The following is a 15,281-nucleotide window of genomic DNA, read 5'->3' as shown; positions in this document are numbered from 1 at the left end:
ACAAGAATAGGTGGGGGTCATGATGATTAAAAGAGTGGTATCGCAATTCGAGGAGGGATTCCTTTCCCTTCTCCTTGTCTCAATGACGTTATTGGTGTTCGCAGAAGTGATAGCACGCTTCGGATTTAACGCAGGAATTCACTGGGCGCAGGAAGTTACGCTGCTATTGGCTGCTTGGTTTGTCCTGTTTGGTGCTTCTTATGGCGTCAAGGTTGGTGCGCACATTGGTGTAGATGTCTTTGTGAAAATGATGCCGCCAGGCACACATCGCTTCTTTACACTGGTTGCGATTGCATTGTGCTTGGTTTACTGCGGATTGTTTTTGTATGGATCTTGGATCTACTTAAGCAAGATGAAGATGATTGGCATTGAACTGGAAGATCTGCCCGTGCCTAAGTGGATACCCATGAGTATCTTGGTGATTGGCTTTGTCCTGTTAATTTTCCGCTTCCTACAACTTGGCTGGAAAGTGGTTAAAGGCGAAGCAGATGGTTTTCATTTCGCGGATGAAGCTGAAGAGTCTATGGAGCTTGCCAAAGAGCTACAAGAGACCGCTTTAGGCGATGAGCCCTCTATTAACAAAAACACTAAGGAGGGTAAGTAATGACGATTGCCGTACTCTTTATCACACTCTTTGGTTGTATGCTGATTGGGATGCCAATTGCCGTTGCACTCGGTTTGTCATCAGTGACTACGATTCTTCTATTTTCTAACGATTCATTAGCATCGATTGCGCTGAAGTTATTCGAGGCGACGTCAGAGCATTATACCTTGCTCGCGATCCCTTTCTTTATTTTGTCTTCCGCCTTTCTCTCAACAGGGGGAGTTGCTAAACGCTTGATCAACTTTGCAGTGGATTCGGTTGGCCACATTCGTGGCGGTCTGGCCATGGCATCGGTGATGGCCTGCATGTTGTTTGCTGCGGTTTCTGGTTCTTCGCCGGCAACGGTTGCGGCGATTGGTACGATTTGTATTGCAGGCATGGTTCGCTCTGGGTATCCGCAGTCATTTGCAGCAGGCGTTATCGCTAATGCAGGCACTTTGGGGATCTTGATCCCGCCGTCTATCGTTATGCTGGTTTATGCGGCTGCCACTGAGGTTTCAGCTTCACGTATGTTTATGGCAGGTTTCATACCTGGCCTGATGATGGGCTTCATCCTGATGATCGCCATCTATATCGTTGCGCGTATCAAAGGGCTGCCATCGCAGCCGTTCCCGGGATTTAAGGCACTTGCTAAATCTGGCGTGATTGCGCTCGGCGGCTTGATGCTGATCATTATTGTACTTGGCTCCATCTATGGCGGTGTGGCTTCTCCTACTGAAGCGGCTGCCGTGGCTGCTGTATACGGCTACTTCATTGCTGTTATGGGCTATCGCGATATTGGACCTATGAAGGGTATGCCGTGGAAGCATGAAGGTGAAGGTGTTGCGGCGGCATCCGTGCGTAACCTGTTCCAAATGCTGGTGGCGTTGCCGAAGTCTGTTTTTGATCCTGAGGTACGCAAAGTCATTCTGGATGCATCCAAAGTGTCCATGATGCTGTTGTTTATCATCGCCAATGCGATGCTGTTTGCCCATGTGTTAACGACAGAACGTATTCCCCATACGATTGCCAGTGCGATCATGGAATGGGGTTTACCGGCATGGGGCTTCCTGATTGTCATGAATATCCTGCTGTTGATTGCCGGTAACTTCATGGAGCCATCAGCGATTCTTCTGATCATGGCACCTATTTTGTTCCCGATTGCAATGCAGCTTGGCATCGATCCGATCCATTTAGGGATCATTATGGTGGTGAATATGGAGATCGGTATGTTAACGCCACCTGTGGGGCTCAATCTCTTCGTGACCGCAGGGATTACCGGACAAAATATGATTTGGGTAATCAAAGCCTGCTTGCCATGGTTGTGTTTGCTTTTAGGATTCTTGATGTTAATTACCTATGTGCCTCAGATCTCTTTGTTCTTACCGGAATATATCGATCAGCTCAAAGGGTATTAGTTTCCTGGCTAGAGGGGCGGCCTGAAGCTCCTGACGTTAATAAAACGTGCACTTCGACCGCCCTTAGGGGCGGTTTTTTTATGCTGTCTTTAGCAGAGTTGGTACAATATGGAACTTTCATTGTTTAGAGCAGAGATACGAACGTGTTGGGTTATATGGCGGCACTGTGGGGAATTACGGGTATTGGCTTGCTGTTGGGCAGTGCTATCTACCGGTTGAGTTCCATTGGTTGGCAAACATTCAATTATGAGCTGTTATGGTATCACTGGCTGGCGCTTGCTCTTTGTGTGCTGTTTATGGGATTCGCCGAGGGGTATCGTGGCTTCCAAAAAGCGTGGTCTCCCCGCGTTGCTGCTCGAGCGCTGTACTTATCACAGAATGTATCCCCTGTACGTTTTGTTCTCGCCCCTTTGTTTTGTATGGGGTTCTTCTCAATTGTCAGAAAGCGGATGATTGTTACCTACTGCCTCACTTTAGGTATCTTGATGCTTGTCCTTCTTGTACACCAACTTGAGCAACCTTGGCGCGGGATTATTGATCTGGGGGTAGTGACGGGCTTAGTTTGGGGGCTTACCTCTTTGCTGGTGTTTACCTACCAAGCTTTTTCTAAGGAGAGTTTTGCCTACTCTGCGGAGATGCCTTGATCGCTGGGCAAAGAGCACAGCCTAGCCTTGTAGGGGAGGTTGACTGCTTTAGGCTAGCCTTTACGGTGTTTTCAGATACGCAAAGTACAGTGTTTGAATTTCTGACCTGCCGTGTCACTCAACACCATGGACTGCAGCTATTACAGCTGTGCGAAAAGGGAAACGTTCGTATCGAAGGCGAAATCGTGCCTGCAACGCACTCTGTGAGGAAGGGTCAAAAGGTGACCCTCGATCTACCTAATCATTATGAAGATCCGGTGAATACAGGCTGGCATATGATTTGGCAGAACGATGAAATAATGAAAGTTTATAAGCCGCCATTACTGCCTGTGAGTCGAACAACGCGTAACCTCTATCATACCCTTATCTCCTTGATTCGCCGTGAAACGCCTTATGGCGAAGCTCAGTTGTTACATCGAATGGATACAGAAACCTCGGGTGAACTACTGATTGCCAAACATAGTTCTGCGGACAGAAAGTGGAAGAAACAGCTGGATCGCCTTATCGTAAAAAAGCGCTACCATGCGTGGGTAGAGGGTGTGCCGGTCTGGGATAGCACGACACTGGAGTGTTTGTTGTCAGAGAAAGAGGATAGTCTCATTCGAAGTCAGATGTATGTAGTTGATCCTGATGATGTGGCGCTATATCGCAAGCCTAAATTTAGCAAAACTGCTTTCAGTGTATTACAGCGTTTAGATGGAAGGTCGCTCATAGCGTGTGATCTCTTTACAGGACGAAAGCATCAAATTCGTGCTCATTTGGCGCATTTAGGCCATCCCATCGTGGGGGATAAAATATATAGTTTGGGTGGGAAATATTATCTCAAGCGGCTTTGTGCAGCGCTCACGGCTGAGGATTATGCCGCGTTAGGGGCAGAGCATCATTTGTTGGAAGCGGTTGCTCTGGAGTTAGACGAAGCCTTGTTGCTGAGGAAGGATGATTTGGAGGAGGCCACAGTGACCTCCTCTCGTGTTCAGCAGGGGTTACCCTAGGAACAGTTGATACGCCGCGTTATCGGTCTCTTCCCAGAAGTTATAACCAATCTCTTTTAAGAACATAGCTACCTGATCGCGCTCTTCTTGAGGCACTTGCATCCCAACGAGTACGCGTCCGTAGGCTGCCCCATGATTACGGTAATGGAACATGGAAATATTCCATTTGCCACCCAGCTTGCTTAAAAAGTTCATCAGCGCGCCCGGGCGTTCAGGAAACTCAAAGCGGTAGACCACCTCGTTATTAACAGCTGAGGGTGCATGTCCCCCTACCATATAACGGACATGCAACTTAGCGGTTTCGTCATCGGTTAGGTCTACGACTTCCTCTATATGCTCCCGTAACTCTTCGAGCAGCTCCTCTTTTCCGTCATTGTTGGGTTTGATCTGTATGCCAGCAAATACCACCGCTAAATTATCGTCGCTGTAGCGATAGTTAAATTCGGTGATGTTACGCCTGCCCAAAGCTGTACAGAACTTTTTGAAGCTGCCTGGCTTCTCGGGAATTTTTGCAGCGATAATCGCTTCGCGCTTCTCCCCAAGCTCTGAACGTTCCGCAATATGGCGTAAACGGTCGAAGTTAACATTGGCTCCAGAATCGATGGCGATCAAGGTTTTGTGCTCGCAGGCTTCGCGGGCGACATATTTTTTCATCCCTGCAACGCCAAGCGCCCCGGCGGGTTCGCAGATAGAGCGGGTATCGTCGTAGATATCTTTGATGGCGGCACAAATCTCATCGGTGTTAACAGTGATCACTTCATCTACAAATTGTTGGCAGATCTCAAAGGTGTTTTCCCCAATCAGCGCAACAGCCACGCCATCAGCAAAAATACCAACCTGAGAGAGCGTGACGCGTTTACCTGCTTCTAAAGCTGCAGCCAGACAGGCAGAATCTTCTGATTCGACACCAATAACCTTGGTTTCAGGGCGCAGGTACTTTACATAAGCTGCGATTCCTGAGATCAAGCCGCCTCCACCAACGGGGACAAAAATAGCGTCGATCGGACCAGACTCTTGGCGCAAGATCTCCATGGCCACCGTGCCTTGCCCCGCAATAACATCAGGGTCGTCAAATGGGTGAACATATGTCAGTCCCTTTTCTGCAACCAACTTTTGTGCGTGGGCGGAAGCCTCATCAAACGCATCGCCATGCAGTACAACCTTGCCGCCTAAGCGTCTGACGTTGTTAACTTTGACATCAGGGGTGGTTTTAGGCATGACGATAGTGGCTTTCACGCCGAGATGGCGAGCTGCCATAGCGAGCCCTTGGGCATGATTGCCCGCTGAAGCGGCAACGACGCCGCAAGCACGCTCTGCTTCGCTGAGTTGAATCATCTTATTATAGGCGCCGCGAATCTTAAAAGAGAAAACCGGTTGCTGATCTTCGCGTTTTAATAGGACACGATTATTCAGGCGCTCAGAAAGGCCTTTGGCGTTATCCAATGGTGTCTCGACAGCAACGTCATAAACGCGTGCCTCGAGTATTTTCTTTATATATCGGTGCGGCATAATGATAATTCGATCTAATGAGCAGATGGCTTGCACAAATTCTGTCGACTGAATGTGCAAGAAGAGGCAGAAATCCTACAAGTTGTCGCGCTTTTCGTCTACCAGTCAGGGTGAATGAGCGTATAATTTACACAAATACTCCTAAATAAGAGACTAGAGACCCCATGACACAGGATGAAATGAAGCAAGCTGTTGCTCAGGCGGCTGTAGAGTATATCCGACCAAAGCTAAATACCGACTCGATTGTTGGTGTAGGCACAGGCTCCACTGCCAATTGCTTTATTGACGAGCTAGCAAAGATTAAACATCTTTTTGATGGAGCAGTTGCCAGTTCGGAAGCAACGGCTGAGCGTCTAAAAAGCCACGGTATTGAGGTCTATGACTTAAATGAAGTTAACCAAATGGATGTCTATATCGATGGGGCTGACGAATTTGACCCGCACCTAAACCTGGTTAAAGGCGGTGGTGGAGCGTTGACCCGTGAGAAAATCGTAGCGGCGGTTGCTAAAGAGTTTGTGTGTATTGTGGACTCATCTAAACAGGTTGATATCCTAGGGGATTTTCCGCTACCGGTTGAAGTGATTCCAATGGCGCGTTCGTATGTCGCCCGTGAGTTGGTTAAGTTACAAGGGGTACCGGAATATCGCGAAGGTTTCGTGACCGACAATGGAAATGTGATTCTAGATGTTTATGATCTGGATATTCTGAGCCCTAAAGCGTTGGAAACTAAGCTGAATAACCTCGTAGGTGTGGTTACCAACGGATTATTTGCCAATAGAGGTGCTGATGTAGTGCTGATGGCAACCCCGGAAGGGGTGGAGACGCTAAAAAATTAAGCACTCTAGCTAATTAAAAAGCCGCCCACTAAGAGGCGGCTTTTTCGTAGATTTGCTAGCAAGCAAGACCCTACCACTGCACTATTTGAGTTAGCGCAATACTGACAGGCATCGTTACCCACACAAGCGCAGCTAAATTAATAACAATCCAGCCAAAGCCTGAAGTGTCACGAAAGTTCTCGTCATGTTGAGCCATGATATTCACCCTTTTCAAATTTAAAATTGCATAGATCTGTATTTGTTATCATGCGATTTTAGCAGTTGTTTATCGGGCTTTATAGCTTTTTGGAATAACCGTATAGTTTGTGATGATACTTTGGAATAGCTGTCGCTGAGTTGAATCCTGTGGTTGAAGTGACTTACCTAGAGTATGTTATTGTCTTATCGGTATTCAGGTAGCTATCAGGCAAGCTTGTTTAAAATAGAAGTATCGTTTTTTAATCTGTTTCGGTGCTTTCTCAACGAAAGGGCTTCTACTAGGTCAGCGTATGAAAATTGTTATCTCATTGATTGTTTTTTTATTGCTCAGTTTACATGTCTTGCCTTATATCATTCGGGATCAGGTTGTCATTTGGTTACAAAAACAGGGTGCAGAAGCGGTCTCGTTTGAAGCGTTAGATGTACGTTGGCTAAGTGGCTCCATTGAAGTTCAGTCTTTAAAGGCGAAAGGGGGAGATACGCCGCCTCTGAATATTGGCCGCTTTAAAGTAGCGATAGATTATCCCTCCTTGCTGGATAAGCGTGTGTTGATTAAAGCGCTGGAAGTTGATCAGGTGAAAAGTGGTTTACACCAACAGGGCGATGATCTTTGGTTAGGGCCGATTAACCTATCTAAGCTGCAAACGAACGAAGAATCGCCACCAAAGGCATCAGAACCAACGGATTGGCGTGTTGGGATTGAAAATGTCCAACTACAGCAGATCCAGTGGTCACTCAACCTGCCGCAGCAGCAACAGAGCTGGGTGATTGATAATGCTCGTTTAAATCGGCTGGCACAATGGAATGAAAATGAGCCAACGCAGATCACGCTTGACGGTGTCTTAAATGGTTCACGAGTGGAGCTTAATACTGAAGCAACGCCGCTGCCTGAGCAGAAACGTTCAGTGTTGCACCTGAAGTTGGATCAATTCCCCTTGGAAAGCGTACTTAAATATTCGGCACCGCAGCTTCAGGGGCGTCTTACCGCAGACTTGGAGGTTGAGCTGGATCTAAAGGGTTTGGACGGCTCAGTGAAACATAAAGGTACTGTGCAACTTGATGGTCTTAACTGGAAAGATGAAAGCGTTATCATTACCGACCAACAAGTCAATTGGTCAGGAGAGGGGAGCGTAATATTGGCGCAAGGTGCGCCCCAATCCATTGATGTCGAAGGTAAAGTTACCAGTCAGGGCTTGTCGTTAAAACTGAAAGAGCAGTTATCAGCGCTGATCGGTGGTTTAAATTGGGCGGGTAAGCTCAATTTGGGTTTTAAAGAGGCGCAGTTAAGTCGCATAGAAGGGCCGCAACGGCTCGATGTGAAAGGGCTGGAAGTTAAGCAAAGCGGAATGACAATAAAAGCTGATAGTGTGGCGCAACAAGGGCCACTTGCAATCGCTTTTGCTCAGGGCGCTCCGACAGAGCTAAAAACGACAGTTGATTTAGGCGTTTCTAAACTCCTGTTCTCACAACCGAATCTACAGCTTAACAGCGAAAACTTGACGGTATCTGCACCGTTAACCTTGGCGTGGCAGGGGGGAGTCTTATCAAGTATTAGCAGCCAAGCGGGGATTGAGCTGACTAAGCTAACGGTAGAACAGCAGAAGAATGTTGCTATTACTCTAGAGTCAGCCACGCTAAGTGGTGTGCTGGATAAGATGAAGCCGGATCAGCCGCAGGTGCAGGCGATTAACGCGGATCTGAAAGGGTTAAATGTAGTAACGCAGGTGCGACCTTTACAGGTTTTAGCCTTAGACAACGGCATTCTGAAAAACCTGAACTATCGCCAAGAACAGATTACTCTGGATCAGGCAAATTTTGCTGGCGTCGTGGTTAATCAGCCAACAGGGGCGAAACCGATGACAGCGATTGATAAGCTGTCTGTCTCTGGGTTGAGCCTGAAAGAGCTAAATCAGTTAAAGATCAACGCTATTAAGTTGTCAGGTAGTGAAACGATGCTAACGGTATCGAAACAGCAGTCACTGCTGGAAATTGAACGTCTGACGGCAGCGTTATCTGCAGGCGAAACACAAGTAACCCCTGAGTCGGCTAAGCCGTCAGTTAATGCTAAGCCGTTTGTGACGTCTATTGGCAAATTTGAGATGATTGGAAAAAATGGAATCAGCGTAACTGACCAAAGTGTTAAGCCGACCTTTAAGTCGGCGTTAGACATCTCGAACCTAATGATCGCCAATATCGACACGGCTGCAAGTAAGTTAAGCCCGTTTTCGGTGAAGGCCACGATCAATAAGCATGCTCAACTAGGCGCAGAAGGACAAATTAACCTCTTTGGTGGGGCGAAAAACGGTGATTGGAGTTTATCATTGAAAAATGCTGAGCTGCCGGTAGTTAGCCCGTATTCAGGTAAGTTTATTGGCTATTACTTGCAAAGTGGGCAAATGGACTTTACCAGCAAAGGCGCTCTGAAAAAAGGTGTGTTGTCGGGCGAAAATCATATCGTGCTGAATCGACTGGAAGTACAGCCTGCCAATAGTAAAGAGACGGCTAACTTCAATAAAACGCTGAGTATGCCTTTAGGTACCGCGATTGCTGTATTGCAGGATACAGACGGCAATATTGTATTGGATGTTCCGGTAGAGGGCTCTTTAGATGATCCTAAATTTGGCTATCAAAGCGTCATTAATCGCTTAGCGAGCAAAGGTTTGAAAAAAGCGGCCTTTGGTTTCCTGACAAAAGCATTACAGCCTTATGGTGCGCTAATTAGTATTGCCAGCTCTGCTATATCTGCGAATGAATCGGGTGCTTTTATCAACTTGGCTCCCGTCGCCTTTACCGCTGGCAGTGATCAGATGCTACCAGAGGCTGAGGGTTATTTAGGAAAAATAGTAGAGATGATGAATGCACGTAAAGGACTGCGTTTAAACATCTGTGGTAATGCTGTAATGGATGACCGGCTGGCTTTGTTGCCCACCTTGGAAAAGGCAAACAACGAATCTGATAAGCCTCTACCACCGGCTGAATTGGAGGTGAAAGTGGCTGAACAGTTGCAGAAGTTAGCCTCCGATCGAGGCGAGCAGGTGTTGAGCCTGCTCTTACAGCGTGGATTGATCAAGGATCGTTTGTTCACGTGCTTCCCGGTTCCAGACCTTGAGAATAAAGAGCTGAAACCGGGAGTGATGTTGGGACTGTAGTCAGTAAGCCATCATCCTTTACTTCTTAAAAGATGATAACTGTCGGGTAGGGATAGGGCTTTTCGGCTAAGAAATCCCATTGCACCAAACAAACATGTCGCAATCATCGGCAGCATAAACCAAATAATCACATGGGGCTGAGGTGGAAGCTTCAGCCACTGTTGGTAGATCAGCAGCAGGGTAGCCTCAGTGATTAAGGTTGCTATTATCCCGCAGCTGAGCCCCATGAGTAGGTATTCAAAGGTATCCAGCTGTCGTGTCTGTTGTGCAGAAGCACCTAAGGTTCGCAGAAGGGCGACTTCATACTGACGTTTGGCTAAATCTTGCTGCAGCGTTGTGATGAGTAACACCAATCCACTGAGTAGCGTTAACAACATAATCAATGAGGCGCTATCACTGAGGGTGTTAATTAGGTTTTGTACTTGTTTTAGCAGTTGCTCGATATCAATCAGCGTTAGGGTTGGGAAGGCTTTCAATAATTCGCCTGACAGGTGAGATTGCCCTTCTCCTGTTCGGTAGCTGGTAATATAGGTTGCCGGTAGCTGATCAATGACGCCCGGAGAAAAGATGACATAAAAATTGGGTCTGAACGACGCCCATTCTACTTTTCTCAAACTGGTAATGGTGCCCTTAAACAGTTCGCTTCCCACTCGAAAATCCAATTGATCCCCAAGCTGTAGGCCTAACTCTTGTGCCATAGACGCTTCTACCGAAATGGCATTTGCATCTAAACGCCACTCGCCTTCGATAAGCTGGTTGTGGGCTGGGAACTGATCACTCCATGTCAAGTTAAGCTCTCGGTTTAGGGTATTATGCTGTCGTTGCTCAGTGTTGAACGCCTTATCGATAGGTGTGCCATTATAGGCTTCGATACGTCCACGAATCATGGGATAAAGCTGTGCTTTTACATCGGCATCACGCAGCCATTGGGAAACATTGGCCGACTCCCACGGCTGGATATTGATAACAAACTGGTTTGGCGTGTCTTCTGGGAGCTGGCCTTGCCAGTCGCTTAACAGATCTTGTCTAGCAAACAGGATAACGGTCATCAGAGCAAGCAGGAGCGATAGAACACCTCCTTGGACGCGATGCCAATGGCGTTGTTGTTTGATGCGTAGTGCCAGCAACGGTATCGGGGTCGCGTAGCGGACAAGTTGTTGACTAAAGAGCTTTATCAACTGTTGAACGGCAAGGCCTGCTAGCCCGCCAAAGAGCAGCAAACCTAGGGTGAGTACTAGCGCCAGTTGAGGCGAAGGAACAAAGAAAGACGTGACAATAACAATTAAGGCCGCCAAAACCCACTTCAGCATAGGGTTTGCGGTGGATGCGTGATCTTCTGACGATTTTATTAAGCTAAGTACCGTTGTTCCACCTAGCGGTAGTAAAGTAGCGATGCCAATGGCAGCTATGAGTAATCCGCACAATAACAGGCTACTGATAGCGGTTAACACACTGATGGAAGGCAGTGGCTGCGGCAGTAAATCAGAGAGGCTCGACATTAAAAATTCATGGGCTATCCAGCCAAGTAACGAGCCGGGTATGGCTGCCATAAGCCACCCTGCGCCCAGTATCAGCGAAAACAGCTGAAACAGCTGGTAACGAGATAGTCCCAAGCTCATCAGTAAAGCTGTGCGAGCTTGTTGTGCTTGCGCAAAGCGCCTGAGGCTAAGGTATATAGAAAAACTACCAATGAGTACCGCCATTAAAGCACTCAGCTTGAGATAACTGGATGCATTGCGGAGCGAGTTTTGTGTTGTGGGTTGGTCACCATGCGCAGAGTAAAGCCGTTGCCAGTCTGCTAGTGTCGGTTTTAGTGTTTGCTCCGCTGTTGCAATGGCTTGGGGAGTACCTGAAATTAACAAGCGGTATTGGGCGCGGCTGCCAGGAGAAATAACTTGTGTGGACGCCAGATCCGTTTCTCGCATAATGATTTGTGGATTAAAGCTTCGAAAGCCGCTGCCGCGATCAGGGCTGCTGAGAAACACGTTATCAATCAGAAAGTCTTGGTAACCGATGCTTAAGGTGTCGCCGACGGCAATATTCAAGCGCTCTAGCACGGCAGGTTCCACCCAGACCCTGCCGGGTGAGGGAAGCGGGGTGGGGGAAGAGGTTTGGGTTGTGATCTCTCCCCGTAACGGATACGGAGAGCTGACCGCTCTAACCGACGATAGAAGCATCGATTCACCGGCATTGACCATGGTTGCAAACTGGGTAACTCGGCTGGTGGATAGCCCAGACGTGATTAATGACGCTTCAATCTGTTCCTCCAAAGGGCGGCTGCTACTAAGCACTAAATCAGCTCCGAGCATCGCTGCACCACTGACCACTAAACTTTTTTGCAAGCGTTCAGCGGTGAGGTTTAACAGTGTTAAAAGGCTGGTCATTAAAAAAATAGACAGCAATAACGCCTTCCAGTCAGGTCGCTGCCATTGGCTTTTGCTTTGGCGAATGGCCATCTTTGCAATCATAGCTAAACCTCTTTCTCGGCCAGTTGGCCTTTATCTAACACAAACTGGCGTTGGCAGCGCGCGGCCAAGGCTGCATCATGGGTGATAAGGATCAACGTGGTTTGGGTTTGCTGATTCAATGTAAACAGCTGATCGATAATCTTCTGGCCCGTATCTGAGTCGAGATTGCCGGTGGGTTCGTCGGCAAAAAGAATCGAGGGTTGTGTTACAAATGCTCTGGCAATCGCTACGCGTTGCTGCTCCCCCCCTGATAACTGTGACGGGAAGTGCGTTTGTCTGCCTTCTAAGCCTACCTGTGTGAGTAGATTGGCTGCTTTGTCAGCAGCTTCTGATTCACCACGTATTTCTAATGGCAGCTGCACATTTTCTTGGGCATTCAGCTCAGGAAGTAAGTGGAAGGATTGAAAGATAAAGCTGATGTTGTTGGCTCTCCATTGCGCGCGCTCTTTATCTGAGAGGTTGTGGAGCTGTGTGTTTAGCAAACTGACGTTCCCTTTTGAAGGCGTATCTAACCCGGCTATAATGCTCAGTAATGTTGATTTTCCTGCACCAGATTGGCCAATGATGGCGACGCTTTCTCCTTTTTGAACCTGAAAGCTGAGATTTCGAAATAAACTGATCTCTCCACCTTGAGTTGAGAAGCTTTTTGCGAGATCGTTGGCCTCGATTGCATAAGAGATCGGTTGAGTCATGTTTAATATCCGTTTTTTGCCACTGTTGCTGTTATGGTTCAGTAGTTCTGCTTTTTCCGCAAACCTATTGGTGATGGGGGATAGCTTGTCGGCCGCTTATGGGCTACAACCCTCTCAAGGGTGGGTGGCGTTGCTTGAGCGGCGCCTCGATGAGGAGTATCCCAATGTCAAAGTTATTAATGCCAGTATCAGTGGCGAAACGACACAAGGCGGCATCACACGCCTGCCTGCCCTTCTGGAAAGACACCAGCCGCAATGGATAGTTCTGGAGCTTGCTGCAAATGATGGTCTGCGAGGCACGCCAATCCCCTTAATTGAGCGCAATTTACGTACGCTGATCGAGCTTAGCCAGTCTCATGGCGCTATACCCTTGTTAGTGGGGGTCCGTTTGCCGCCCAACTATGGTCCGGCTTATACAAATCGCTTTTTCGATTTATTTGATACGTTATCAAAAGAGTATCAGATCAGTCGCGTCCCTTTTCTAATGGATAAAGTGGCGCTGGATCGACAACTGATGCAGCCTGATGGATTACACCCTAATGCACAAGCTCAGCCCTACTTGCTTGAAAATGTATGGCCATTCTTAAAGCCGCTTTTGGATGAATATCCTACAGAATAAAGCGGCTTGCGTAAGCTGATGTTTTAAAAAGGTAACTTATGAAAAAAAGATCACATTGCTTATTAGCTGCTGTAAGTCTGCTATTGCTATTGAGTGGTTGTAGCACCATGAACCAAGCCGAGTGTGTACAAGCCGACTGGCAGATCATTGGGCAAGCGGACGCGTCAAAGGGAGAGCACTCTGCTATTTTAGATGAGTATCGAGCAGATTGTGCCAAATTCTCTGTGGTTCCCAATCGCGAGGCCTATTTTTTGGGTTATGAGCAAGGCTTACAACAGTTTTGTACGCGAGCAAGTGGGTTTTACTTTGGCAAAAAGGGAGGTGTTTATTCAGGCATCTGCCCTAAATCGCTAGAAGCGGCATTTCTTGAAGGGTATAACCCTGGTCATGAACTTTTTATGATTCGTGATGAGCTGGTTGATTTACGCTCCTCTTTATCAAGTGCCGAAGGTGAAATTCGATCAATCGAGCGTAAAATTAAGCGTAAAGAGGATCAGTTGGTCAGTGATAAAAGTACCCAAGCCGAACGCGAGCGTTTATTAAGGGAAATTCGCGAACATCATCGTGAAATTTTTTGGTTGCGTCAGGATGCACGGGATGCTCAGGATCGTATACTGATCAGGCAGATGGAATATGATCGCAAACAGCAAGCAAGTCCTTTGTAAGATAATGTTGGAGAAACAATGAAACTAGCCTCCTTTCTCGTAGGGGATCGGGCCGCCTATGGGGTTGCGACGCCTACTACGGTGATTGATCTCTCTTTAGTCGATCCGACGATCCCTGATCTAAAAAGTTTGTTAGCCGTATTGCCCCAAGTACCTGACATGCTAAAGAATGCCCCTATTTATGCTTTAGAGAGCGTGCAGCTTCTTCCGGTAATACCCAATCCAGAAAAAATTCTCTGTGTAGGGCTTAATTATGAGAGCCATCGTATAGAAACAGGTATGCCGGAGATGGAACATCCCGTGCTTTTCACCCGTTTTAGTTCTACTCAGGTTGGACACCAAGGGGCTATTGTGCGGCCGAATGTTTCTGAGAAGCTGGATTTTGAGGGAGAGCTTGCGGTTATTATCGGGCAAGGAGGGCGTCATATTAAGCGGGAAGATGCGCTTAAGCATGTAGCAGGCTATAGCTGTTACAACGATGCGAGTATTCGTGATTGGCAGATGCATACCCAACAGTTTACAGCGGGTAAAAATTTTGATGCCACTGGTGCCTTTGGTCCTTGGATGGTCACTCCTGATGAAATGCCAGACCTGTCATCATGTACCGTCACAACGCGTCTCAATGGCGAGCAGGTGCAACATGCGCCGTTTAGCGACCTTATTTTTGATGTGCCCGCATTAATAGAATATATCTCAACGTTTTGTACCCTCTCCGTAGGGGATGTAATCGTAACCGGTACTCCAGGTGGTGTTGGCGTAAAACGCAAGCCTCGCCTGTATATGAAGCCGGGAGATTTGATCGAAGTCGAGATCAGTGGCCTTGGGGTGTTAAGTAACCCTATTGTCGCCGAATAGGGTGTTATGATTTAGAATTTAATAAAATCACACTTTTCTAGGGAAAGAAGTATGTTGCTCTCAATCACTAAAAGGCTGTTGCTATCTGTCTTATGTACAGTGGCTTTTACAAGCTTTGCGCAAGAATCTGTCACGCTAATAACTCCAGCACCTGTATTGAAGTCGACCTTAAGTGGTGAGACTGAAGCTACGAAACCACAACCTGCGTACATAAAACGAACGGGAGCTATTCGGTTGAATACATCACTGTTGTTGCCGGCGGGAGCCGCTCCAGCACTGTTAAGTGATCTTGAGCAGCAACAGGAACGACCTTCTTTTTTCCAAAATACACTGTTTGAGCTTAGAGTGTTTGACGATCTTGGGTTTAGTGTGGTGATTGATAGAGCTAATTATCACTCTGAAAAATCTGTGTCTTTACTGGGGCGGCTCAAAGGTGGTGATGGCGTAATAGCGACGTTAACTGTCACTGATAGCTCATATTTGGGCACCATCAGAGATGTCAAAAGTGGTCTTATCTATCGAATTTCAGGGGACTCCTCTACTGGAGAGGGAAGTGTATCAGAGGTTGACCTATACGCTATGCCTCCTCGTATTCATGAGCACGAAACCCTACATATCAATTCAATTAAGCCAAAGAAGCAAGGATCCTAAGG

General features: G+C 47.4%; 14 protein-coding genes. 10 read left to right on the top strand and 4 right to left on the bottom strand.

All coding sequences use genetic code 11. The features are described 5' to 3' along the window. Positions 1-19 precede the first annotated feature (19 nt). The 4 genes from F0U83_RS16195 (at position 20) to F0U83_RS16180 (ending at position 3,637) form a co-directional block, all read left to right on the top strand. Positions 20-604, top strand: a complete 585-nt coding sequence (locus F0U83_RS16195) for a TRAP transporter small permease (RefSeq protein WP_246077805.1) — start codon at positions 20-22, stop codon at positions 602-604. Beyond that, positions 604-2,001 (top strand): TRAP transporter large permease, encoded by a 1,398-nt coding sequence (locus F0U83_RS16190; RefSeq protein WP_138988056.1) that lies wholly within the window; start codon positions 604-606, stop codon positions 1,999-2,001. Before F0U83_RS16195 ends, F0U83_RS16190 begins: the two co-directional genes overlap by 1 nt. A 143-nt stretch (positions 2,002-2,144) precedes the next feature. Next, positions 2,145-2,645 (top strand): hypothetical protein, encoded by a 501-nt coding sequence (locus tag F0U83_RS16185; protein ID WP_138988057.1) that lies wholly within the window; start codon positions 2,145-2,147, stop codon positions 2,643-2,645. Then, positions 2,642-3,637, top strand: a complete 996-nt coding sequence (locus F0U83_RS16180) for an RluA family pseudouridine synthase (RefSeq protein WP_246077807.1) — start codon at positions 2,642-2,644, stop codon at positions 3,635-3,637. The genes F0U83_RS16185 and F0U83_RS16180 overlap by 4 nt, the downstream gene beginning before the upstream one ends. Here the strand turns inward: F0U83_RS16180 and ilvA are convergent. Then, positions 3,629-5,146, bottom strand: a complete 1,518-nt coding sequence (gene ilvA, locus F0U83_RS16175; RefSeq protein WP_138988213.1) for a threonine ammonia-lyase, biosynthetic — start codon at positions 5,144-5,146, stop codon at positions 3,629-3,631. The genes F0U83_RS16180 and ilvA overlap by 9 nt on opposite strands. Before the next feature lie 164 nt (positions 5,147-5,310). Here ilvA and rpiA point away from each other — a divergent pair, with 164 nt between their 5' ends. Further along, positions 5,311-5,982, top strand: coding sequence for a ribose-5-phosphate isomerase RpiA (gene rpiA / locus F0U83_RS16170; RefSeq protein WP_138988058.1), 672 nt, complete (start codon positions 5,311-5,313; stop codon positions 5,980-5,982). Between the two features lie 70 nt (positions 5,983-6,052). Here the strand turns inward: rpiA and F0U83_RS17360 are convergent, their stop codons facing one another. Beyond that, complete coding sequence (locus F0U83_RS17360; protein WP_276469562.1) at positions 6,053-6,178, bottom strand: hypothetical protein; 126 nt, start codon at positions 6,176-6,178, stop codon at positions 6,053-6,055. Positions 6,179-6,470: 292 nt separating this feature from the next. On the opposite strand from F0U83_RS17360, the gene F0U83_RS16165 reads away from it, so the two are divergent. Next, positions 6,471-9,329 carry a DUF748 domain-containing protein gene (locus tag F0U83_RS16165; protein ID WP_138988059.1) on the top strand — a complete coding sequence of 953 codons (2,859 nt, stop codon included), beginning with the start codon at positions 6,471-6,473 and terminating at the stop codon, positions 9,327-9,329. A gap of 11 nt (positions 9,330-9,340) precedes the next feature. Here the strand turns inward: F0U83_RS16165 and F0U83_RS16160 are convergent, their stop codons facing one another. Both F0U83_RS16160 and F0U83_RS16155 read right to left on the bottom strand, forming a co-directional pair. Beyond that, on the bottom strand, positions 9,341-11,797 hold the full coding sequence (locus F0U83_RS16160; protein ID WP_138988060.1) for an ABC transporter permease: 2,457 nt from the start codon (positions 11,795-11,797) through the stop codon (positions 9,341-9,343). 2 nt (positions 11,798-11,799) lie between these two features. Further along, positions 11,800-12,489 carry an ABC transporter ATP-binding protein gene (locus tag F0U83_RS16155; protein ID WP_138988061.1) on the bottom strand — a complete coding sequence of 230 codons (690 nt, stop codon included), beginning with the start codon at positions 12,487-12,489 and terminating at the stop codon, positions 11,800-11,802. Here F0U83_RS16155 and F0U83_RS16150 point away from each other — a divergent pair. From F0U83_RS16150 to F0U83_RS16135, 4 genes are read left to right on the top strand one after another with little or no spacing between them, the layout of a single operon-like run. Continuing rightward, on the top strand, positions 12,488-13,108 hold the full coding sequence (locus F0U83_RS16150; protein ID WP_138988062.1) for an arylesterase: 621 nt from the start codon (positions 12,488-12,490) through the stop codon (positions 13,106-13,108). The genes F0U83_RS16155 and F0U83_RS16150 overlap by 2 nt on opposite strands. A gap of 38 nt (positions 13,109-13,146) precedes the next feature. Further along, on the top strand, positions 13,147-13,773 hold the full coding sequence (locus F0U83_RS16145; RefSeq protein ID WP_138988063.1) for a DUF2799 domain-containing protein: 627 nt from the start codon (positions 13,147-13,149) through the stop codon (positions 13,771-13,773). 18 nt (positions 13,774-13,791) lie between these two features. Further along, on the top strand, positions 13,792-14,628 hold the full coding sequence (locus tag F0U83_RS16140; RefSeq protein ID WP_138988064.1) for a fumarylacetoacetate hydrolase family protein: 837 nt from the start codon (positions 13,792-13,794) through the stop codon (positions 14,626-14,628). A gap of 51 nt (positions 14,629-14,679) precedes the next feature. After that, entirely contained in the window at positions 14,680-15,279 is a 600-nt protein-coding gene (locus tag F0U83_RS16135; protein WP_138988065.1) for a hypothetical protein, read from the top strand. Positions 15,280-15,281: the final 2 nt, after the last annotated feature.

Source organism: Neptunomonas concharum (assembly GCF_008630635.1).
Taxonomy (GTDB): Bacteria; Pseudomonadota; Gammaproteobacteria; order Pseudomonadales; family Balneatricaceae; genus Neptunomonas; species Neptunomonas concharum.
The sequence above is the reverse complement of the archived record's forward strand: the minus strand, read 5'-3'. Positions and strand labels throughout refer to the sequence as shown.

Bases quoted from the DNA above. Each gene is read 5' to 3' on its own strand.
- F0U83_RS16145 (WP_138988063.1), top strand. From the start codon at position 13,147: ATGAAAAAAAGATCACATTGCTTATTAGCTGCTGTAAGTCTGCTATTG.
- F0U83_RS16160 (WP_138988060.1), bottom strand. From the start codon at position 11,797: ATGATTGCAAAGATGGCCATTCGCCAAAGCAAAAGCCAATGGCAGCGA.
- F0U83_RS16140 (WP_138988064.1), top strand. From the start codon at position 13,792: ATGAAACTAGCCTCCTTTCTCGTAGGGGATCGGGCCGCCTATGGGGTT.
- F0U83_RS16195 (WP_246077805.1), top strand. From the start codon at position 20: ATGATGATTAAAAGAGTGGTATCGCAATTCGAGGAGGGATTCCTTTCC.
- F0U83_RS17360 (WP_276469562.1), bottom strand. From the start codon at position 6,178: ATGGCTCAACATGACGAGAACTTTCGTGACACTTCAGGCTTTGGCTGG.
- F0U83_RS16155 (WP_138988061.1), bottom strand. From the start codon at position 12,489: ATGACTCAACCGATCTCTTATGCAATCGAGGCCAACGATCTCGCAAAA.
- ilvA (WP_138988213.1), bottom strand. From the start codon at position 5,146: ATGCCGCACCGATATATAAAGAAAATACTCGAGGCACGCGTTTATGAC.
- F0U83_RS16165 (WP_138988059.1), top strand. From the start codon at position 6,471: ATGAAAATTGTTATCTCATTGATTGTTTTTTTATTGCTCAGTTTACAT.
- F0U83_RS16150 (WP_138988062.1), top strand. From the start codon at position 12,488: ATGTTTAATATCCGTTTTTTGCCACTGTTGCTGTTATGGTTCAGTAGT.
- F0U83_RS16135 (WP_138988065.1), top strand. From the start codon at position 14,680: ATGTTGCTCTCAATCACTAAAAGGCTGTTGCTATCTGTCTTATGTACA.
- F0U83_RS16190 (WP_138988056.1), top strand. From the start codon at position 604: ATGACGATTGCCGTACTCTTTATCACACTCTTTGGTTGTATGCTGATT.
- rpiA (WP_138988058.1), top strand. From the start codon at position 5,311: ATGACACAGGATGAAATGAAGCAAGCTGTTGCTCAGGCGGCTGTAGAG.